This is a genomic window from Ralstonia sp. AU12-08 (assembly GCF_000442475.1).
GTDB lineage: Bacteria > Pseudomonadota > Gammaproteobacteria > Burkholderiales > Burkholderiaceae > Ralstonia > Ralstonia insidiosa.
In genome coordinates, this window is record NZ_ASZV01000003.1 from 334,416 (window position 1) to 353,117 (window position 18,702).

The window sequence follows — 18,702 nt, forward strand, 5'->3', positions numbered from 1 at the left end:
TCCCCACATGAATGACCAGCCATTAAAACAATAAATTTCAAAAATAGATGTCCTGCCGCTAAGCTGGCTCCCCCAACTCAGCGAGCAGACGATGGCGGAGCTTTATCTCGTACGGCATGGACAGGCCTCGTTTGGTGCGGCCAACTACGACCAGCTCTCCGAACGCGGCGTGCAACAAAGCGTCTGGCTGGGCGAGTACTTCGCACAGCGGCGCATCACCTTCGACCGGGTCATCTGCGGCACGCTGCGCCGGCACGAACAGACCGTCGATGGCATCCGGCTTGGCATGGGCCACCCCAACCTCAGCTACGAACAGCACGCCGGCCTGAACGAGTACGACTTCCAAGGATTGTTCGCCGCACTTGGCGACGACCACCCGGAGTTGACGCGCATGGCCACCGGCTCGATGCGCGACCACTACCGCGCGCTCAAGCAGGTGCTGCAACTCTGGTCCGAAGACAAGATTCGCGGGCCCGTTTCCGAGACCTGGGCCCAGTTCCAGCAGCGCGTGGCCGATGCGCGCGCCGCCATCCAACGCGGCGGTGGGCAGCGTGTGCTGGCGGTCAGTTCAGGCGGCCCGATTGCAGTGACTGCACAACAGGTGCTGGCGGCACCGGCGGCCAGCGCCATCGCGCTGAACCTACAGGTGCGCAACTGCAGCATCTCGCAGTACTTCTTCAACGCCGACGCGTTCCAGCTCGCCACCTTCAACGGCATTCCGCATCTGGACCATTCCGAGCGGCATGATTTCCAGACCTACGGCTAGGCGCCAACCAGCGCTCAACGCGTTTCAGTTTCAACACATGACGAACGACCCGCAGCAACTCGATATCGCCGCACTGGCGCGGTATCTGCAAGACCACGTTCCGGGCTTTGAAGGCCCCGTTGTGGCCGAGAAATTCTCCGGCGGCCAATCAAACCCGACCTTTCTCCTGCGCACGCCGAAGACCCGCTACGTGCTGCGCCGGCAGCCGCCCGGCGAGCTGCTGAAATCCGCCCACGCAGTCGACCGCGAATTCCGCATCCTGACCGCGCTGTCGGGCACGGCAGTGCCAGTGGCGCGCCCGTATCACCTGTGCGAAGACCGCACCGTGATCGGCAGCCTGTTCTACGTGATGAGTTTCGAAGACGGGCGCATCTTCTGGAATCCCGCCCTGCCCGAGCTGTCGCAAACGGACCGGACCGCCGCCTACGACGCCATGCTGCGCACGATGGCCGCACTGCACGACATTGACGTGGAAACCGTGGGGCTGGCCGACTACGGCAAACCTGGCAACTACTTCGAGCGCCAGATCGGCATCTGGACCAAGCAGTACCGCCTGGCGGAAACCGAGCGGATTGATGCGATGGAGCGGCTCATTGAATGGCTGCCCTCGGCCTGCCCCGCGGATGACGGCAAGCCTGCCCTCGTGCACGGCGACTTCCGCCTCGACAACATGATGTTCGAGCCGGACAGCACACGCGTGAAGGCGGTGCTCGACTGGGAGCTGTCGACGCTCGGCAATCCGTTGGCAGACCTGGCGTACTTCTGCATGTGCCTGCGGCTGCCTTCGTCAGGCTCGCACATCCCGGGCCTTGCCGGACAAGACCGCAATGCCTTGGGGATTCCGCAAGAAGCGGAGATGGTCGCGCGCTATTGCGAGCTGCGCGGCCTGCCGCCCATCGAGAACTGGCACTTCTACCTGGCGTTCAGCTTCTTCCGCCTCGCGTCCATTGCACAGGGCGTCAAACGGCGCGCGCTCAACGGCAACGCCTCCAGCACACAAGCCAGCAAGGCCGGCGACATGACCGGGCCGCTGGCAGAAGCGGCGGTGCGCCTGATCGACACCCAACACTGACACCGCCGCGGTCAACGACATTCCAACCATTGGAGGAGCACAGCATGAGCACGAACCTGTTCGACCTGACCGGCAAGATCGCCCTGGTGACCGGCGCCAGCCGCGGCATTGGTGAAGAGATCGCCAAACTGCTCGCCCAGCAGGGCGCGCACGTGATCGTCTCCAGCCGCAAGCTGGCCGATTGCGAAACCGTGGCAGAAAGCATTCGCGCAGCCGGCGGCAAGGCCGAAGCACTCGCCTGCCACGTCGGCCGCATGGAAGACATCACCACCACGTTCGACACCATCCGCCGCACGCACGGCAGGCTCGACATCCTTATCAACAACGCGGCCGCCAATCCGCATTTCGGGCACATCCTCGACACCGATCTCGGTGCGTACGAGAAGACGGTGGAAGTGAACATTCGCGGCTACTTCTTCATGTCGGTCGAAGCCGGCAAGATGATGAAGGCGCAAGGCGGCGGTGCGATCGTCAATACTGCGTCAGTCAACGCGCTCCACCCGGGCGACAAGCAAGGCATCTACTCCATCACCAAGGCAGCGGTCGCCCACATGACGCGCGCGTTCGCCATGGAATGCGGGCCGTTCGGCATCCGCGTCAATGCCTTGCTGCCGGGTCTGACCAAGACCAAGTTCGCCGGTGCGTTGTTTGAAGACAAGGCAACCTACGACCGCTGGATCAGCCAGATCCCGCTGCGCCGCCATGCTGAGCCGCGCGAGATGGCCGGCACGGTGCTCTATCTGGTGTCCGACGCCGCGAGCTACACCAACGGCGAGTGCATCGTCGTGGATGGCGGCATGACGGTCTGATGACGCATGGTGGATGGCCCGCCAGCGCGGGTCAGTCCGCTGCGTCGCGCATCAGGGTCATCAGTTGTTCGCGCAGCCACTGGTTGCCGGGGTCCCGATCGACACTGCGGTGCCAGTAGCAGTGCCATTCCAGATCGGGAATCTCGAACGGCAGTTCAAGAATGCGCACGGGATAGCGCTGCAGCAGCCTGAGCGGCGCCGTCAGCACCAGATCCGTCCGCATGGCGATCAACGGCGCGACCATGTAGTGCTGCACGCGTATGCGGATGTTCCGGCGCTGCCCGAGCCGCGTGAGTTCTGCATCCACGTACCCGCTGCCCTTGCGGCGGCTCGACACGTGAATGTGCCCCATCGCCAGGTAGTCCTCCATCGACAGCACGTTGCCCTTGAACGGATGGTCGTGGCGGATCATGCAGGCGTAGCGGTCGCGCCCAAGCGCCGTCTGGCACAGCTGCGCATCCGCAATGAGCGGCGCATCGATGGCCAGGGCGATGGAGCCGTTCGCCAAGGCAATGGGCACCTCGGCACGGTCGGTGTAGTAACTGCGGATGTGCATGCCGGGCGCCTGCTGCTGGAGCCGTTCGCCCAGCGCGGGCAGCACCAGGGCTTCGGTCAGGTCGCTCATGCTGACGGGAAAGACGCGCTCCGACGCGGCCGGGTCGAACACATCGCCTTCGTGCGCGCTGGCGTCGAGCAACTGCAGTGCCTCGCGCACGCGGCCGATGATGTTTTCCGACGTCGGTGTCGGTACCATGCCGGCAGGGGTGCTGACGAACAGCGGGTCATTGAAGGTCTTGCGCATGCGCGCCAGCGCGTTACTGACGGCGGGTTGTGTAATGCACAGCGTCTCTGCCGCCCGCGTCAGATTGCGGTGGTGGTAGATCGCTTCAAATACAACAAACAGATTCAGGTCAACCTTCGAAATGCGCATCGCCATGCCTCCATGGCGGGATCATAAGCGCGATCGAGCACACGGCGCCCATCGCCCATGGAAGGAAGGATCAACGTGAGCACGACTGCCGGCAACGCCGTTCCGCATGTCCCCGTCCAGCGTGTCGACTTCGGCCGCGTGTCGGTCTTCTTTGGCGAGAAGAGTGGGAAGTACCCCGACGGCAATCAGGTGCTGATCCACGGCTCAGACACCCGCGCTGCGTTCGACACGCCCATCGTCTCGAACCACATCGGCCCCGAGTTCGATGCAACCGAACTGGTGGTGATGGGCCACGCGCACGAAGACCACATGGCCGGCCTGCATCGCCTGCCGCATGCCAGCGTGTATGTGAATGAAGCCGATCTGACCGCCGTGCACAGTTGGGACGGCATGGTTGCCCACTACGGTCTGGACGAGGCACATGCGCCGGCCATGCTGGCCGCCATCCAGCGCGATTTCTTCTACGCACCGCGCCCCGACGCACTGGGCTACGTGGACGGCGCCGCGTGGGACGTTGGCCAGACGCAGATTCGCGCCATCCACATGCCTGGCCACACGGCAGGCCACACCGTGCTGCTGGTCGAGCCGGAGGGCGTGGCCTTCATCGGCGACATCGACCTGACCGGCTTCGGCCCCTACTACGGCGATGCGTGCTCCAGCTTGCGCGAATTCCGCCGCAGCCTCGCGCTGCTGCCGCAGATTCCGGCAAAAGTGTGGGTCACGTCGCACCACCGAGGCGTGTACACCGATCGCGCGCACTTCCTGCGCGATCTTGCGGCATACGCGGCCAAGCTCGATGCGCGCGAGCTGCGCCTGCTGACGTTGCTGAACGAATCGCCCAAGACGCTGGAACAGTTGGTCGAGCAGCGGCTGCTGTATCCGCCCGGTTACGAGAGCCTATGGGCAGTGAGTGCAGAAACCCGCACCATCTCGCAGCACCTGGACGAACTTCTGGCCGACGGCCGAGTGCAAGTGGACGCGCAGGGCGTCTATCACCCGAGCTAAGGCAGTCGACAGACAGCGAGCAAAGGCGCGGGTTTTCCTGAACTGCAGCATCAGAGTCATCCTCCTACAATGTGTGGTCATATAGATGAATAGTTGACCTGCATTGTTGCCCATGCCCGCCGACCTCCGCCTGCCCCGCTACCAGCAATTGCGCGATGACCTGGCCGCGCAGATCGCCCAACAGCACTGGCGCCCGGGCGACGCCATCCCCACCGAGGCGGAACTCGCCAAGACCTACAACGTGGCCGTTGGCACGGTACGCAAAGCCGTGGACGTGCTCGTGGCCGAGGGCCTGCTGGAGCGCTTCCAGGGGCGCGGCACCTTCGTGCGGCGTGCCAGCTTTGCCAGTTCCCTCTTCCGCTTCTTCCGCTTCCAGAGCGAAGCCGGCGAGCGCCGCATTCCCGAGAGCCGCATCCTCAAGCGCGATGTGCTCGATGCACCCTCTGCGCCCGCTGCGGGCCTGCAGATCGAGACCGGCGCACCGGTCATCCGCCTCACGCGTTTGCGCTTGCTCGACAGGGCCCCGCTGCTGGCCGAAGAAATCTGGCTGCCGCATGACCGCTTTGCTGACCTGGCCACGCTGGACCTCGGCGCCTTTGGCGACCTGCTCTATCCGCTGTACGAATCGCACTGCGGCCAGATCATCGCAAGCGCCGAAGAAACGCTCACCGCCGAGGCCGTCAACGCCACCTACGCGCGCCTGCTGCGCATCCAGGCCGGTGACCCTGTCATGGTGATCGAGCGCGTGGCGCGCGGCTACGACCGCGTGCCGCTCGAATGGCGGCGCTCACGCGGTGCGGCGGCGCACTTCCGGTACCACGTCGATATTCGGTAACGCCGCCCGCATCGCACACCTATACCTACAAAGCACACACAGGAGACAACACCATGCAGGCGACCTCACCGCCATTGCTGGACGTACGCGGCGTGACGCTGCAGTACAAGACGCGCCAGCATCTGGTCACGGCCACTTACCGCGTCGACTTCCAGGTCTACCCCGGCGAGCGCTACATCCTGCTGGGCCCGTCGGGTTGCGGCAAATCGACGTTGCTCAAGGCGATTGGCGGCTACCTCACGCCCACCGAAGGCGAGATCCGCCTGAAGGGCCAGCCTGTGACCAAGCCCGGGCCGGATCGCATGATGGTGTTCCAGGAGTTCGACCAGCTCCTGCCGTGGAAGACGGTGAAGGAGAACGTGCTTTTCCCGCTGCTCGCCACCGGCAAGCTAGGTGCACGCGAGGCAGAAGAACGCGCGCTGCACTACATCAACAAGGTGAACCTCACCAAGTTTGCGGACCACCATCCGCACATGCTCTCGGGCGGGATGAAGCAACGCGTGGCCATCGCGCGCGGCATGGCCATGGAACCCGACGTGCTGCTGATGGACGAGCCCTTTGCCGCGCTCGACGCGCTCACCCGCCGCAAGATGCAGGACGAACTGCTGCAACTGTGGGACGAAACGCGCTTCACCGTACTGTTCGTCACGCACTCGATTCCGGAAGCGATCCGCTGCGGCAGCCGCATCCTCATCCTCTCGCCGCACCCGGGCCAAGTGCGTGCAGAACTGCCGAGCCTCGCACGCGGCGATGATGATCCCGAGCGCTTCAAGGCCCTCGAAGCCGAGATCCACGACATGCTGTTCGCCCGCGCAGTGGAGGAAACCCATGCAGACTGAAACCCTTTCCATGCCCACCACGAACATCAGCGAGCGCGAGCCCGTGTATCGCACGCCCGTGGCGTTCGAGCGCATCGGCGTGGTCGAAAAGCCGTTGTCGATTGCTGAACGCCTATACGAGCAGGTGTGGCTGCGTAAGCTCGTCATCCTCGTCGTGCTCGCCCTCATCTGGGAAGGTGGCGCACGCTGGCTCGACAACCCGCTGCTCCTGCCAACCTTCTCCGACACCGTGCAAGCGCTGTGGGCAGGCCTCGCCAGCGGCACGCTGTTTGCGCGCATCGGCACGTCCATGGAGACACTGCTCGCCGGCTATGCGCTGGGGTTGGCGCTGTCGTGTGCGCTGGTGGTGCTAGGCATCAGCAACCGCCTCGGTCAGGACTTCCTGGAAACGCTCACCGCCATGTTCAACCCGCTGCCGGCCATTGCCCTGCTGCCAATCGCACTGGTGTGGTTCGGCCTGGGCAACGGCAGCCTGATCTTCGTGATCGTGCACTCGGTGGTGTGGGCGGTGTCGCTCAACACGCACGCCGGCTTCCTGTCGGTCTCGAACACGCTGCGCATGGTGGGCCGCAACTACGGCCTCTCTGGCATGGGGTACCTGACCAAGATCCTGATTCCGGCAGCGTTCCCGTCCATCCTCACCGGCCTGAAGATCGGCTGGGCATTCGCATGGCGCACGTTGATCGCGTCGGAACTGGTGTTTGGCGTCAGCTCCGGCCAAGGCGGCCTCGGCTGGTACATCTACGAAAACAAGAACCAGCTGCAAATTCCAGAAGTGTTTGCCGGCCTGCTGACCGTCATCATCATCGGCCTGCTGGTGGAGAACCTGGTGTTCCGCACGCTGGAAGCCCGCACCATCAAACGCTGGGGCATGCAGAACTAAGCATTGGCGCCCACACAAGCGCCCCGATGGTTTGGCCCTTGACGTTCCTGCCCTAGATGGCGCCTTGAATTTTTGTAAGCGGGCGGAAAAAAGACGGGGAACTGTCTGAGCGAAGCGAGTTTTCCCCGTCTCCGCACGGTTACGGAAATTCAAGGAGTCTTTCGCCATCTCGGGCGCGCCTCTCTTTGCTTACTTTCTCTGGCAAGACAGAGAAAGTGAGTCGGCCCCGGCAGGGGACGAAACCCAGAATGCACCACCAACAAACAACAAGGAGACACCCCATGCAGCAAACCCGCCGCAATGTCCTACGCCTGACCATGGCCGCCACCCTGGCAACATCGCTCTTCGGCGGCGCCATCACCACTGCCCACGCAGAAGCCAACGAAGTCCGCATCTCCCACGGCTACGGCATCCTCTATCTGCCCATCATGGTGATGTCCAGCGAGCACCTGCTAGAGAAGCAGGCCAAGGCGGCGGGCCTGGGCGACGTAAAGGTCAGCTACCGCATTCTGGACGGCGGCAACGTCATCAACGACGCCATGCTGTCGGGCGCGCTCGACATCGCCTCCCTGGGCGTCCCAGGCTTCCTCACGCTATGGGACAAGACCCGCGGCAGCGCCATGGAAGTGCGCGGCCTGTCGTCGCTCAGCTCATCATCGATGTACCTGATGACGCGCAACCCGAACGTGAAGACGCTGGCCGACTTCTCCGACAAGGACCGCATTGCCGTGCCCGGCATCAAGACCTCACTGCCCGCCGTGGTGCTGCAAATGGCCGCCGCCAAAACCTTCGGCGACAAGCAGTTCAACAAGCTCGACCCGATCACCGTACCGCTGCCGCACCCCGACGCCACCGCCGTCATGCTGGCAGGCGGCAGCCAGATCAACAGCCACATGGCCTCGCCGCCGTTCTCGTACACCGAGGCCGCCGCACCTGGCCTGCACCGCGTGTTCAACACCGTCGACGTGCTCGGCAACATCACGCTGGACATGACCTACACCAGCAAGAAGTTCTACGACGCCAACCCGAAGCTGTCAGCAGCATTCGTGGCGGCGCTGGATGAAGCCAACGCGCTCATCGCCAAGGACAAGACGAAGGCCGCGCAGATCTACATCGCGCAATCGAAGGTGAAGAGCTCGCCGGACGAGGTGAAGAAGATCCTCGACGACCCGGATTCGCGCTTCACGACCACGCCGGTGGGCGTCGCGCACTATGCTGAGTTCATGCAGCGCGTGGGCACGCTGAAGAACAAGCCGGCATCGTGGAAGGACCTGTTCTTCCCGACGGTGCAGAACCGGCAGGGCTCCTAAACGACAACGCAACAACGCGCCGCACACGGCATCCGCACGGAGGCATCCATGACCCTACGCATCGTCCGGCTCGGCGCGCCGCGCTCCCCCGATGAAGGCCTGCGCATCGGCACCGTGCGGCGCCCCCCGCGCGGCGTGCCCAAGGAAGAATTCGCCAGCCGCGATTTCTACGACGTCTGGATGCCGTTACTCTCCCCCACACCCGAACTCGTCAAGCAAGCTCAAACGGCACAAGCCGAGCACGACGAGAAGGGCTGGCAGACTTTCGTGCGCCACTTCCGCGCCGAGATGCGCGATGGCGATGCGGCACGCACCCTCGACATGCTGGCCGCGCTGTCCCATCAGACCAATCTCTCAGTCGGCTGCTATTGCGAAGAGGAAGCGCATTGCCATCGGTCGGTGTTGCGCGAGCTATTGAAGGAGCGGGGCGCGAAGGTGGCTGACTGAAATGGCGTGAGATACAGTCCCGTCTTCGATTATCTGGAGTTCATCCCCATGAAGATTGGCTGCAAGTGCGGTGCTGTGATCTACGATCAGACCGACTTTCTACCTGGGAAAGCACGGTTAATTGCCGACCAAGACTGGGAAGACTTTGCGAATACCGTAGTTGATTGCGCACAGATCGATCGGACACTCACACGCGCGTGCTATCAATGCGAAAGCTGCGGTCGGCTGTATGTTGAGGGGCCTGATCGAGAACTTCATACCTTCACACCAGAGGACACTTCTGGCCCTCTGCTGACATCCTCACATGGCTCCGCATGGAAGGCGCCGCTGGTTGGTAACTGGTCCGATCGACCCATGTTCGCCGGCCACGCGAAAGGTGATCTCTGGTGCAACAGCCCACATGCCCACGACACGCCTAGGGAGTACGAATCGTGGCCCGCACTCGAGGCAGCTTACTTTGCGCTGTTCTTCCAGATGCAAGCCAACGGTGTACTGCGCTCAGCGCTCTTACGGAAGAACAACGAAACCGTTCACGTATGGCCTTGCGATTAGGCTTCCGTCTCAGCAACACGAAAACCCGAAGCCGAGCTAAATCCTGCCTGTCGCTCTTGTCAAAGGAAGATCATGCCTAATATTGCTCGCACATTGTTCCGCCCCTTGGCTTACAGCATCACGCTTGCTCTGACATTCAGCGCCGCGCAAATAGCCGTCGCGCAAACTGTACCCGACACGCTTCAACCCGCCGGCGCACACCGCACCATCGCCAGCCTGTCGGCAACCGGTGTGCAGATCTACGTCTGCAAGCGCGACGGCGACAAGCCGCTCGCATGGGCATTCAAGGCACCGCTGGCGGATCTGTATGACGCGTCCGGCAAACTGGTCATCAAGCATGCCGCCGGCCCGAGCTGGGAAGCACCGGACGGCAGCAAGATCACGGGCAAGGTCATGCAGCAGGCTGCCAACACGGCAGAAGCCGGCGCTATTCCGCTGCTCTTACTGCAAGCGACCAACGTTGGCGGCGCAGGGCTATTGAGTACCGTGCACTATGTGCAGCGGCTGCAGACACACGGCGGCATCGCGCCTGCACAACCCTGCACGGAAGAAGGCCAGGAAGGCCGCAGCCCGTACCTGGCGCAGTACGTCTTCCTCGACTGACATCACCATCGGCGCCATACGCGCCATACGCACGGTACCCTGCATGGGTGACGCCGCATCCCTGGGGCAGACCTATAACGAAGACACGCGCGACCGGCGCCCTGCCGCGTCACGCTGTTGTCGTTTCAGGAGCTCCATCATGGGCCGCCGCTACATTGACTGCCGTGCCTTCCCCAGCGAGAACAACTGCTCGGTCGCCATCAGCGCCGACAGCGATGCCGAGTTGCTGGAGGCCGCCGTGCAGCACGCTGTGTCCGTACACAAGCACACCGACTCGCCCGAGCTGCGCGCGCAACTGCAAACCCTCTTCAAGGATGGCAGCCCCACCACTGAGCGGCCGCCAATGGCAACCGCGTGATACAGGTGCAGCCCATTCCGGATGCGTTGCAGCCGATGCAGGTGTGTGTTGCGCTGCCGCGCAAAGGTCTGCCTAGCGATGCGCAGATGACGCCAGCATCAACCGCACCACATCGCACTGGCTATGTGTATTGGTCTTGCGGTAGACGTGCTTGAGGTGCGTGCGCACCGTGTCGAGCGAAATACCCAGCGTGCGCGCAATGCATGCCGGGTCCGCACCACGCGCGAGCAGATCCGCCACGTCCGCTTCACGCGGGGTCAGCCGAAACGCGTCGGTCAGCCACAGGCTGGGGGATTGCGCAGGCGCGATGCCGGCGCGGGCGGCAATGCGTTGCCAGCAAAGCGGCAACGCCTGCGCAAGATGCGGCAGCAGATCCCGCGGCGCAGAACGCTTGGCCAACAGCGGCACGCCGCGCACGCGATAGTCCAGCCATACCGCACCACGCACCTCCGCATCGGCCAGCGGCCAGGCATCCACCCCGTCGCAGCGTGCCGCATGTAATAGCAAATCCGCTGTGTGCGCACCGCCTGAGGCCGCCCAATGCAGGCGACCATCTACCCGCCAGCGGACCATGGCCGCAGCATGATCCGCGCTGCAGACATCGCGCAGCACGTTCATGATGCCCACGGCATCACCCGCGCACGCCGCTTCGTAACACCGGCGCAGCACGGTTGCCGAGGCATGGGAGGGCATGGCGGCAAAACGCGGCATGGATGAAATCCGGGCATAGCAGGCATCGGGGCTCGCAACTGATACGCCCCGATAGACCCTTTTCGGAAAAGGATTTCATTATAGAAAGCGCACCCGACAGCGCGCTGCGTCGTTTGCCCTAGGCCGGAATCTCAGGCCAGCGCACGGCGCGCCATCCACCGGGCCCGCAGGTGGTCGTACGCAAGGTTGAAGAAGAACGTGTACGGCAGGAAAAACAGCATGATGCCGATGTCGATCACGAAGGCTTCCCACAGGCTCACGTTCAGCCACCACGCGCCCAGCGGCACCAGCATCACGACCAGACCGCCTTCGAATAGGCAGGCGTGCACCACGCGCACGGCCAAGGTGCGCGAGAGCTTGTAGCGATGCTCCACGCGCTCGAAGAGCGCGTTGAAGACCATGTTCCACACCATCGCCACGCCGGCAAACATGAGCGTGAGCGCACCCATGTGTGCAAGCGGCACGCCCATCAGCCAGCTAAACAGCGGCGCGCAGATGATGGTGGCGAGAAGCTCGAAGCTCAGCGCGTGGAAGACGCGCTCAACAGGGGTTTTGGCTGGGACTTGCATGAAGGACTCCGATGAATGGGCGCAATTTTCATCGGTGGAAGCCGGTTTATCCAGTTCGATAGCATCGGTTTTTCCGATATATTGAGCGGATACCGTCATCTGGAGCCAACCATGCGTCACTCCCCTGAAGCGCTGCTGGCCTTTGCGGAGGCCGCCACGCTCGGTTCGTTCTCGGCGGCGGCGCGCAAACTGGGCAAACGGCAATCGACCATCAGCGAGGCGATCGGCAACCTGGAAATCGACCTCGGCCTGACGCTGTTCGACCGCAGCACGCGCCAGCCGACCCTCACCGAAGCGGGCCGCGCCATGCTCACGCAGGTGCGCCGCGTGCTCGAAGCCGGTGAGCAGATGGACCGCCTGGCCGCGCAGATGGCCGGCGGCCTGGAGGCGCGCCTCACCCTGGTGGTGTCCGACACGTACCAGTCCGACCGCTACGAGCAGACCCTTGCCGCGCTTGAGCAGCGGTTTCCCGACCTGGAACTCGAATGCCTGATCGCCGAGTACGAAGACGTGCTCGACATCATCCAGCAGGGCCGTGCGCAACTGGGGCTGGTGGCAACACAACCGACCTATCCGCCCGACATTGGCGCGGCCACCATTGCCGAGCAGTCGGAGATCGGCCTGTTCGTCGGGCGGCAGCATCCGTTTGCGCAATACGGTGACGCGGAAGTACCGCACGCGGTGCTGCGCGAGGCGCGTGAACTGCGCCTGAACACCTTTGTCGATCCGGTGGGGCCGCGCGCAGAGACCACGCCCGTGCGCAGCCTGCGCCGGTGGTCTGCGCCGAGCTACCTGATGCTGCTGGAAATGGCGGTGCTGGGCTTCGGCTGGACAGAGCTGCCGCGCTGGCTGGTCGACCATTTCGCCGCGGATCGCCTGCATGAAGTGTGCGCGCGCGGCTGGCCCCGGCATGTGCCGGTCGATGTGGTGTGGTCACGCAAACGCACGCTCGGCCAGGCCGGTGCGTGGCTGCTGGAAACGATGCTGGCGGAAACGGCGTAGGCGGGGCTTACTCGTCCAGCCGCTCGATGATCAGGCGCGAGAGCCGTGCCGTCTGTTCTTTCGAGAGCGAGAACTCCACGCCGAACGACGGAAACGCAGACGCGCGCGCACCGAGCGCCGGCGAGCCGCTGGCAACACGCCCCGTGATCGAGAAATCTTCTTGCTGGCCGTCGACATAGGCGCTGAAATCCAGGATCAGCCGATCGCCCGGCTGACACGTTGCGCCCACGCTCTGTACCAGGGCACCGTTCAAGCAAATGTCCCGGATGATGACGACGCGATCGGCCGCCGTTGCCGTTTGCCCCTCCGCGCGCATCGTGGCGCCGATGCGGACCTGCACCCGCTTTGCCTTGCGCAGCGGCACCTTATGTACCTTGGTGGGCATCGCAAGGACGATGTAGGGTGAGGGAAACTGTCCTGACGCCACCACGCTGCATAGCATGCTGACGACCGCGCGGCCGGAGAATCCGCGCAACAGCAGCACGTCACGCACTTCGGGGCGCAGCGTGCGCTTGGCATCGGTGGGCTGCGTAATGAACAGCGCCTCGCCCTCGATATAGCCGATCAAGCGGCACGGCAACGGGCCCCGCACCGGGGCCGATTTTTCCTGAACCTGCAATACCGTACCAATCGTCAGGCCGGTCGCACCCAGGCGCGGCTTGCCCTCGGTGGCATCAACGGATGGAGCCACTGCGGCCGCGCCGGGCTGATCAGAAGCCATCACCGGACCGTGGTGGAACAGCAGTCGCGCGTCTTCCGCATCGGGCACCACCACCCCAGCCGGCAGCAGCAGCCTGCCCCCGCTGTCTGCCAGTGCAAACGGCAGTGGTTGGCCGATCGGTACATCTTCCTGCGTGAGTTGCCGCGTAGGCTGGGTCATGGCTGGCGTTGGGGGCGTGTTCGTCAGGGTCTTGTCCAAGGCTCGTGCCTTGGCAGGTATGTCGACCATTTTGCAACAATGGATGGCAAATGCGCGGAGATCAACCACCGCGCCCTGCTTCCTGCCTGACACACATCAACGCCAAGCGTTTGCGTCAACCGGCCAGCGCGGTTGCCTCGATCTCGACGGCCAGGCCGTAGTGCAGCGTCGGCACCGGCACCACGGCACGCGCGGGGCGCAGCTCCCCGATCCATGCGCGATACAGCGCGTCGAACGCGGGCCAGTGCGTCTCCATATCGGTCACGTACACGCGCACCTGCACCAGGCGTGAACGGTCGGTGCCGGCAGCGGCAAGCACCGCATCCAGATTGGAGAGGACTTGCCGCACCTGCACCTCGAACGGCGCATCGACCAGCTTGTCACCAGTGGGCGTGACCGGAATCTGCCCAGCCACGAATACGAAGCCGTTGGCGCAAACCGCGTGCGAGTAATGCCCGGCGGGCGGGCGCAAATCGGGCGCGTTCAGGTAGCGAGCTTCGCTCATGCGGCACCCAATACCAGCTTGGCGAACAACTGCAGATCCACATTGCCGCCCGACAGGATCACGCCGACACGCTTGCCACGCACGTCCACCTTGCCATTCAGCACGGCAGCCGCCGCCAGGCAGCCCGTGGGCTCGACCACCGCCTTCATGCGGCTAGCGAAAAACTGCATGGTGCTCACCAGTTCGGCATCGCTCACAGTGATGATGTCGTCCACCAGCTCGCGGATCACGGCAAACGTGTAGTTGCCCAGATGCTGTGTCTGCGCGCCATCGGCCAACGTCTTGGGCGTATCAATGTGGACGATCTCGCCCTTGCGGAAGCTCTGCTGGCCGTCGTTGCCGGCCTCGGGCTCCACGCCGACGATCTTGCACGCGGGGTTCAGCGCGCGCACTGCCGTAGCCGTACCCGAGAGCAGTCCGCCACCGCCCAGCGGCGCCAGCACCACGTCGAACGGTCCAGCCTCTTCGATCAGTTCCTTAGCGGCCGTGCCCTGCCCGGCCATCACGTGTGGATGGTCGTACGGAGGGATCAGCGTCAGGCCCTGTTCTTCGGCCAGCTTGCGCCCGATGGCTTCGCGATCTTCGGTGTAGCGGTCGAAAAACACCACCTCGCCGCCGTAGCCACGCGTGGCTTCCACCTTGATGATCGGTGCGTCCTTGGGCATGACGATGACGGCACGCATGCCGAGCAGCCGCGCCGACAGTGCAATCGCCTGCGCATGGTTGCCCGACGAGAACGTGATCACACCCGCCTTACGCTGCGCCGGCGTGAACTGCGACAGCGCGTTGTACGCGCCGCGAAACTTGAACGCGCCCATGCGCTGGAAGGTCTCGGCCTTGAAGAACAGTTCGGCGCCGGTCATGGCGTTGGCGGTGGCGGACGTCAGCACGGGCGTCTTGTGGGCTACGCCTTGCAGGCGGGCATGGGCGGCAACAACGTCGTCGTAGGAGATGGGCAGGCTCATGGCGGGCTCAGTTTGGAGAATTTTCGGGAAGGTAGGTGTAGACGGTGGAGCGCGCCACGCCCAGCGTTTGCGCAACTTCCGACAGCGCGCGGCGCAGGTTCAGCAGGCCGCTGGCTTCCAGCTCACGCATGGCTTCGCGGCGCTGGTCCAGCGTCATGGCCATGGGCGTGGTGTTGCGTGCGGCAGCAAAGCGTTCGAGTGCGGCGCGCACGTCTTCCACACGGCGGGAGGTGAGCGATTCGGGCACCGGCGGTGCCGCCACATCAACGCGCATCAACTGGGTGAGCCCCGCCGTCACGGCGCCGAGCATCGACACATCCATGTTCAGACAGATGGCGGCCACGTAGTCGCCACGGCTGTTCTTCAGGCCGATGGACGTGCTCTTGGCGGGCCGCCCGTCGGGAAACCGGTTGGCGTAGTTTTCAATGACTTCAGGGAAGTCCGGGTCGGCCATGCGCGCCAAGCCCAGCTCGGTCACGGCATCGCCCACCTGGCGGCCCGAGAGGTTGTTGGCGATGGCGACAACGGAATGATCGGGGTCGGTCAGGTCGTGCAGCACAACCTCGACCAGCGGCGCCAGGGTCTTGCCCAGCGCCTCGACGATCTTGCGGCCTTCGCGCAGCAGAAGGTGGTTTTCTTCAGCGTGTGTCATGGCGATGACGATACGTCAATAAATGACATTTCGTCAACACCATGTGGCCTACTCAACCCTTCGGTTACTGGGCGGACGCGTTGATGAAGCGCACCAGTTCGTTCATGGTCGCCTCAGGCGCTTCTTCCATCAGCCAGTGGCCGGAACCCTTCATCGTCACACTGTTGACGTTGGTCGCCACCAGCTTGGCCTGTTCGATCAGGAACGCGCCAGACGCCCGTTCACCGGCCAGCACGAGCATCGGCATCTTGAGCGGCGTCTTGGCAAAGCCGGCAAAGTCCTCCGCATCCTGCGGGAAGGCGTGGAAGTACTCAAACCCGGCAGCCATGCGGCCCGGTTGGCCGTAAGTGCGCGCATAGAACTGACGGTCCGCCTCGGGCACCGAGTGCTTCGGATCGGCGGCAAAGTCGTTCCAGAAGTGCTCGAAGTAGATGCGCTCGCGGCCCTGCACCAGCTTGAGCGGCGTATCGCCGTAGAAGTGGAAGTGCCACAGGTCGCGCAACAGCCAGACCTTCGTCCAGTCACCCACGCCGGGCAGGAAGGCGTCCATGAGGGTGATGCTTTCCACTTCATCGGGGTACTGCGCGGCGTAGGCGTACGCCACCATCAGGCCGATGTCGTGGCCGACCAGCTTGACCTTGCGATAGCCCATGGCCTGCACCATGGCGTGGATGTCCTGCGCGAGCGTCTTCTTGTCGAAGCCCGAGGCGGGAATCGACGACGTGCCGGCACCCGGCAGGTCTGGCGCCAGCACCACGCGGCGATCGGCCAGGCGCGGAATCAGCGGCAGCCACATATGGCTGGTCTCGGTATAGCCATGCAGCAGCACGACCGGGGTTTCTGGGCCGCTACCGGCTTGCAGCGTATGGATCTGCAGGCCGGCGGCATCGACGATGCGGTCCTGCACGGCAGGGGCGGCCTGCGCCTGCAGCGCAGCCAGACCGATCAGCGCGGCACCCAGGTGGCGCGCCAGAGTAGGAAGAATCTTCATGGTGGTCTCCAGCGCGGGCCGCATCAGTGCGGCCCGCAGGAACAAGGGGATGGGTTTAGAGCTGGCTCATGCCGCCGTCGGCAATGATTTCCGTGCCAACGATGAACGCCGACTCGGGCGCCGACAGATGCAGCACCGTGGCGGCAATCTCTGCCGGCTGGCCAAAGCGGCCCAGCGGGATCTGGCTCTGGATCTGCGCTGCCGTGGCCGACAGCGTGTCCGCATCCAGGCCGAGCTTGCCGTAGATGGGCGTACTGACCGGGCCGGGGCTGACCACGTTCACGCGGATGCCCGAGCTGAGCAGCTCACCCGACAGCGTCTTGGCCAGCGAGATCAACGCCGCCTTGCTCGCCGCATACACCGACGAATTCGGCATGCCGATGCGTGCGTTGATCGAGCCGTTCAGCACGATCGAGGTGCCCGGATTCAGGATGGGCAGCAGCGCCTGAATCTGGAAGAACGCGCCCTTCACGTTGGCGTTGAAGGTGGCGTCCCACATGGCCTCCTCCACGTCTGCCACGGCCGCAAACTTGGCCATACCGGCATTGATGAACACGGCGTCCAGGCGCACGCCGGCTTCCTGCAGTTGGCGCGTCAGTTCGCGTGCCGCAGCCACGGTGCCGGTTTCATTGCGGATGGCAATCGCCTTGTTGCCAAGCGTGGCGCGTGCCGTTTCCAGCGCCGCCGCGTCACGACCCGTGATGACCACGCGGGCGCCTTCCTGCACAAATGCCTGGGCGGCTGCCAGGCCAATACCGCTGTTGCCGCCAGTGACCAGAACGGTCTTGCCTTCGAAGCGATTCATGATGTCCTCCAGTAGGAAAGTTGAACTTGAACAATCGCGTGACTGCAGTGTGGACGCGGGCAGGCGGTTTGCCATACGATCCAAACGATGAACACGTTCGAAGGAGTTGCACATGTTGACGGACGAAGAATTGGCCCTGCTGGAGGCCATCCGCCAGACCGGCAGCCTGTCGCGCGCGGCGGCGCAACTGGGCAAGGCGCCATCGACCGTGTCGTATGCGGCGCGGCAGCTGGAGCAGCGTTTCGACGCCCTGCTGTTTGATCGGCGCCGCTACCGGCTACAGCTCACGCGCGCCGGGCTGCTCCTGACCGAAGAAGCGGCGCGACTGGCGCAGGACGTGTCGCGCATCACGCAGCGCGTGCGGCAGGTGGCCAACGGCTGGGAAGACCGGCTCTGGATCGTGACCGACGAGCTGCTGGAGTTCGAATCGCTCATGCCGGTCATGCATGCGTTTGATGCGCTGCAATCAGGCGTGGCATTGCGTGTGACGCATGAGGTGCTGGCGGGCACGTGGGAAGCCCTGCGCGATGGCCGTGCCGATCTGGTCATCGGGGCGACCAACGAGCCGCCGGCCATCCCCAACCTGGGGTGGTTTGAGCTGGGCGTGGTGGAGTGGGTGTTTGCCGTGTCACCGCGACATCCGCTGGCGGCCATCCAGGCGCCGCTCACGCGCGAAGAAATCGCCCGGCACCGCGGCGTGGTGGTGGCCGATTCCGCACGAACAACCGCGGGCCGCGCCTACGGCATGCTCAGCGGACAACCCACGCTGGCCGTGCCGAGCATGCACGCCAAGACGCTCGCGCAGCGCGACGGCCTGGGTGTGGGCTGGCTGCCGAAACATCGGGTGACGTCGCTGCTTGCACGCGGCGAGCTGGTGGAGAAACGCACCACCGACCCGCGCGAGCCCAATCTGCTCTACGTCGGCTGGCGCAGCGGCGACGGACTTGGCGAAGGCCGGGCGCTCCAGTGGTGGCTCGAGCAATTGCGTCAACCGCGCCTGGCAAAACGCCTCGTGCAAGGCATCGACGCCTTCGCCTGAAGATTCGCCCTGCCGAGTGATCTCGCCTATGCTGGGATGGCGCCGACGCCGCATCGCACAAAACCGGCGCACCATCCACAGGCCGCCAACTGTTGCGGAATGATCAACACCGGGGCATTTTCCCTCAGACAAAC

Annotated in this window: 22 protein-coding genes; 13 read left to right on the forward strand and 9 right to left on the reverse strand. The window is 64.1% G+C overall.

Going from position 1 to position 18,702, the window contains the following annotated elements; genetic code table 11:
- Positions 1 to 91 precede the first annotated feature (91 nt).
- The 3 genes from C404_RS32615 to C404_RS32625 are packed head-to-tail and all read left to right on the forward strand — an operon-like array spanning position 92 to position 2,647.
- Complete coding sequence (locus C404_RS32615) at positions 92 to 766, forward strand: histidine phosphatase family protein (RefSeq protein WP_021192884.1); 675 nt, start codon at positions 92 to 94, stop codon at positions 764 to 766.
- 37 nt (positions 767 to 803) lie between these two features.
- Positions 804 to 1,838, forward strand: a complete 1,035-nt coding sequence (locus tag C404_RS32620) for a phosphotransferase (protein ID WP_021192885.1) — start codon at positions 804 to 806, stop codon at positions 1,836 to 1,838.
- Between the two features lie 44 nt (positions 1,839 to 1,882).
- Entirely contained in the window at positions 1,883 to 2,647 is a 765-nt protein-coding gene (locus C404_RS32625) for an SDR family oxidoreductase (RefSeq protein WP_021192886.1), read from the forward strand.
- A 31-nt stretch (positions 2,648 to 2,678) separates the two neighbouring features.
- On the opposite strand, the gene C404_RS32630 is transcribed toward C404_RS32625, so the two are convergent.
- Entirely contained in the window at positions 2,679 to 3,578 is a 900-nt protein-coding gene (locus tag C404_RS32630) for a LysR family transcriptional regulator (RefSeq protein ID WP_031328745.1), read from the reverse strand.
- A gap of 57 nt (positions 3,579 to 3,635) precedes the next feature.
- Here C404_RS32630 and C404_RS32635 point away from each other — a divergent pair, with 57 nt between their 5' ends.
- From C404_RS32635 to C404_RS32670, 8 genes are all read left to right on the forward strand, one after another.
- Positions 3,636 to 4,583, forward strand: coding sequence for an MBL fold metallo-hydrolase (locus C404_RS32635; RefSeq protein WP_021192888.1), 948 nt, complete (start codon positions 3,636 to 3,638; stop codon positions 4,581 to 4,583).
- Positions 4,584 to 4,695: 112 nt separating this feature from the next.
- Positions 4,696 to 5,418, forward strand: coding sequence for a GntR family transcriptional regulator (locus tag C404_RS32640; RefSeq protein WP_021192889.1), 723 nt, complete (start codon positions 4,696 to 4,698; stop codon positions 5,416 to 5,418).
- 53 nt (positions 5,419 to 5,471) lie between these two features.
- Entirely contained in the window at positions 5,472 to 6,257 is a 786-nt protein-coding gene (locus C404_RS32645) for an ABC transporter ATP-binding protein (RefSeq protein WP_021192890.1), read from the forward strand.
- Positions 6,247 to 7,140, forward strand: coding sequence for an ABC transporter permease (locus C404_RS32650; RefSeq protein ID WP_021192891.1), 894 nt, complete (start codon positions 6,247 to 6,249; stop codon positions 7,138 to 7,140). The genes C404_RS32645 and C404_RS32650 overlap by 11 nt, the downstream gene beginning before the upstream one ends.
- Positions 7,141 to 7,421: 281 nt before the next feature.
- Positions 7,422 to 8,450, forward strand: coding sequence for an ABC transporter substrate-binding protein (locus C404_RS32655; RefSeq protein WP_021192892.1), 1,029 nt, complete (start codon positions 7,422 to 7,424; stop codon positions 8,448 to 8,450).
- 48 nt (positions 8,451 to 8,498) lie between these two features.
- The gene (locus tag C404_RS32660) at positions 8,499 to 8,897 is read left to right on the forward strand and encodes a DUF488 domain-containing protein (protein ID WP_021192893.1); all 399 of its coding nucleotides are present in this window, start codon (positions 8,499 to 8,501) and stop codon (positions 8,895 to 8,897) included.
- 624 nt (positions 8,898 to 9,521) lie between these two features.
- The gene (locus C404_RS32665) at positions 9,522 to 10,052 is read left to right on the forward strand and encodes a DUF3455 domain-containing protein (RefSeq protein ID WP_031328746.1); all 531 of its coding nucleotides are present in this window, start codon (positions 9,522 to 9,524) and stop codon (positions 10,050 to 10,052) included.
- A gap of 139 nt (positions 10,053 to 10,191) precedes the next feature.
- The gene (locus C404_RS32670) at positions 10,192 to 10,410 is read left to right on the forward strand and encodes a DUF1059 domain-containing protein (RefSeq protein WP_021192895.1); all 219 of its coding nucleotides are present in this window, start codon (positions 10,192 to 10,194) and stop codon (positions 10,408 to 10,410) included.
- Between the two features lie 72 nt (positions 10,411 to 10,482).
- Here C404_RS32670 and C404_RS32675 read toward each other — a convergent pair whose 3' ends face one another.
- Positions 10,483 to 11,121, reverse strand: coding sequence for a helix-turn-helix transcriptional regulator (locus tag C404_RS32675; RefSeq protein ID WP_021192896.1), 639 nt, complete (start codon positions 11,119 to 11,121; stop codon positions 10,483 to 10,485).
- 131 nt (positions 11,122 to 11,252) lie between these two features.
- Positions 11,253 to 11,690 carry a multidrug/biocide efflux PACE transporter gene (locus C404_RS32680; RefSeq protein ID WP_021192897.1) on the reverse strand — a complete coding sequence of 146 codons (438 nt, stop codon included), beginning with the start codon at positions 11,688 to 11,690 and terminating at the stop codon, positions 11,253 to 11,255.
- A gap of 111 nt (positions 11,691 to 11,801) precedes the next feature.
- Between C404_RS32680 and C404_RS32685 the strand changes: the two genes are divergently transcribed.
- Positions 11,802 to 12,692 carry a LysR family transcriptional regulator gene (locus C404_RS32685; RefSeq protein WP_021192898.1) on the forward strand — a complete coding sequence of 297 codons (891 nt, stop codon included), beginning with the start codon at positions 11,802 to 11,804 and terminating at the stop codon, positions 12,690 to 12,692.
- A 7-nt stretch (positions 12,693 to 12,699) separates the two neighbouring features.
- Here the strand turns inward: C404_RS32685 and C404_RS32690 are convergent, their stop codons facing one another.
- The 6 genes from C404_RS32690 to C404_RS32715 form a co-directional block, all read right to left on the reverse strand.
- Positions 12,700 to 13,611 carry a flagellar brake protein gene (locus C404_RS32690; protein ID WP_021192899.1) on the reverse strand — a complete coding sequence of 304 codons (912 nt, stop codon included), beginning with the start codon at positions 13,609 to 13,611 and terminating at the stop codon, positions 12,700 to 12,702.
- A 115-nt stretch (positions 13,612 to 13,726) separates the two neighbouring features.
- Positions 13,727 to 14,116, reverse strand: a complete 390-nt coding sequence (locus C404_RS32695; RefSeq protein WP_021192900.1) for a RidA family protein — start codon at positions 14,114 to 14,116, stop codon at positions 13,727 to 13,729.
- Positions 14,113 to 15,081: a threo-3-hydroxy-L-aspartate ammonia-lyase gene (locus tag C404_RS32700; RefSeq protein ID WP_021192901.1), complete on the reverse strand. Its 969-nt coding sequence runs from the start codon at positions 15,079 to 15,081 to the stop codon at positions 14,113 to 14,115. The genes C404_RS32695 and C404_RS32700 overlap by 4 nt, the downstream gene beginning before the upstream one ends.
- Positions 15,082 to 15,088: 7 nt before the next feature.
- Positions 15,089 to 15,733, reverse strand: a complete 645-nt coding sequence (locus tag C404_RS32705) for a helix-turn-helix transcriptional regulator (RefSeq protein ID WP_021192902.1) — start codon at positions 15,731 to 15,733, stop codon at positions 15,089 to 15,091.
- Positions 15,734 to 15,797: 64 nt separating this feature from the next.
- Positions 15,798 to 16,724 carry an alpha/beta fold hydrolase gene (locus tag C404_RS32710; protein WP_031328748.1) on the reverse strand — a complete coding sequence of 309 codons (927 nt, stop codon included), beginning with the start codon at positions 16,722 to 16,724 and terminating at the stop codon, positions 15,798 to 15,800.
- 55 nt (positions 16,725 to 16,779) lie between these two features.
- Complete coding sequence (locus C404_RS32715; protein WP_021192904.1) at positions 16,780 to 17,529, reverse strand: SDR family oxidoreductase; 750 nt, start codon at positions 17,527 to 17,529, stop codon at positions 16,780 to 16,782.
- Between the two features lie 112 nt (positions 17,530 to 17,641).
- On the opposite strand from C404_RS32715, the gene C404_RS32720 reads away from it, so the two are divergent.
- Positions 17,642 to 18,568, forward strand: coding sequence for a LysR family transcriptional regulator (locus C404_RS32720; protein ID WP_021192905.1), 927 nt, complete (start codon positions 17,642 to 17,644; stop codon positions 18,566 to 18,568).
- Positions 18,569 to 18,702 lie beyond the last annotated feature (134 nt).

What these genes read in the sequence shown, in the direction of transcription:
- C404_RS32705 (WP_021192902.1), bottom strand. Translation starts at nt 15,733, where the DNA reads ATGACACACGCTGAAGAAAACCACCTTCTGCTGCGCGAAGGCCGCAAG.
- C404_RS32625 (WP_021192886.1), top strand. Translation starts at nt 1,883, where the DNA reads ATGAGCACGAACCTGTTCGACCTGACCGGCAAGATCGCCCTGGTGACC.
- C404_RS32630 (WP_031328745.1), bottom strand. Translation starts at nt 3,578, where the DNA reads ATGCGCATTTCGAAGGTTGACCTGAATCTGTTTGTTGTATTTGAAGCG.
- C404_RS32615 (WP_021192884.1), top strand. Translation starts at nt 92, where the DNA reads ATGGCGGAGCTTTATCTCGTACGGCATGGACAGGCCTCGTTTGGTGCG.
- C404_RS32720 (WP_021192905.1), top strand. Translation starts at nt 17,642, where the DNA reads ATGTTGACGGACGAAGAATTGGCCCTGCTGGAGGCCATCCGCCAGACC.
- C404_RS32675 (WP_021192896.1), bottom strand. Translation starts at nt 11,121, where the DNA reads ATGCCGCGTTTTGCCGCCATGCCCTCCCATGCCTCGGCAACCGTGCTG.
- C404_RS32665 (WP_031328746.1), top strand. Translation starts at nt 9,522, where the DNA reads ATGCCTAATATTGCTCGCACATTGTTCCGCCCCTTGGCTTACAGCATC.
- C404_RS32680 (WP_021192897.1), bottom strand. Translation starts at nt 11,690, where the DNA reads ATGCAAGTCCCAGCCAAAACCCCTGTTGAGCGCGTCTTCCACGCGCTG.
- C404_RS32655 (WP_021192892.1), top strand. Translation starts at nt 7,422, where the DNA reads ATGCAGCAAACCCGCCGCAATGTCCTACGCCTGACCATGGCCGCCACC.
- C404_RS32715 (WP_021192904.1), bottom strand. Translation starts at nt 17,529, where the DNA reads ATGAATCGCTTCGAAGGCAAGACCGTTCTGGTCACTGGCGGCAACAGC.
- C404_RS32670 (WP_021192895.1), top strand. Translation starts at nt 10,192, where the DNA reads ATGGGCCGCCGCTACATTGACTGCCGTGCCTTCCCCAGCGAGAACAAC.
- C404_RS32640 (WP_021192889.1), top strand. Translation starts at nt 4,696, where the DNA reads ATGCCCGCCGACCTCCGCCTGCCCCGCTACCAGCAATTGCGCGATGAC.
- C404_RS32700 (WP_021192901.1), bottom strand. Translation starts at nt 15,081, where the DNA reads ATGAGCCTGCCCATCTCCTACGACGACGTTGTTGCCGCCCATGCCCGC.
- C404_RS32635 (WP_021192888.1), top strand. Translation starts at nt 3,636, where the DNA reads ATGGAAGGAAGGATCAACGTGAGCACGACTGCCGGCAACGCCGTTCCG.
- C404_RS32645 (WP_021192890.1), top strand. Translation starts at nt 5,472, where the DNA reads ATGCAGGCGACCTCACCGCCATTGCTGGACGTACGCGGCGTGACGCTG.
- C404_RS32695 (WP_021192900.1), bottom strand. Translation starts at nt 14,116, where the DNA reads ATGAGCGAAGCTCGCTACCTGAACGCGCCCGATTTGCGCCCGCCCGCC.
- C404_RS32685 (WP_021192898.1), top strand. Translation starts at nt 11,802, where the DNA reads ATGCGTCACTCCCCTGAAGCGCTGCTGGCCTTTGCGGAGGCCGCCACG.
- C404_RS32620 (WP_021192885.1), top strand. Translation starts at nt 804, where the DNA reads ATGACGAACGACCCGCAGCAACTCGATATCGCCGCACTGGCGCGGTAT.
- C404_RS32710 (WP_031328748.1), bottom strand. Translation starts at nt 16,724, where the DNA reads ATGAAGATTCTTCCTACTCTGGCGCGCCACCTGGGTGCCGCGCTGATC.
- C404_RS32660 (WP_021192893.1), top strand. Translation starts at nt 8,499, where the DNA reads ATGACCCTACGCATCGTCCGGCTCGGCGCGCCGCGCTCCCCCGATGAA.
- C404_RS32650 (WP_021192891.1), top strand. Translation starts at nt 6,247, where the DNA reads ATGCAGACTGAAACCCTTTCCATGCCCACCACGAACATCAGCGAGCGC.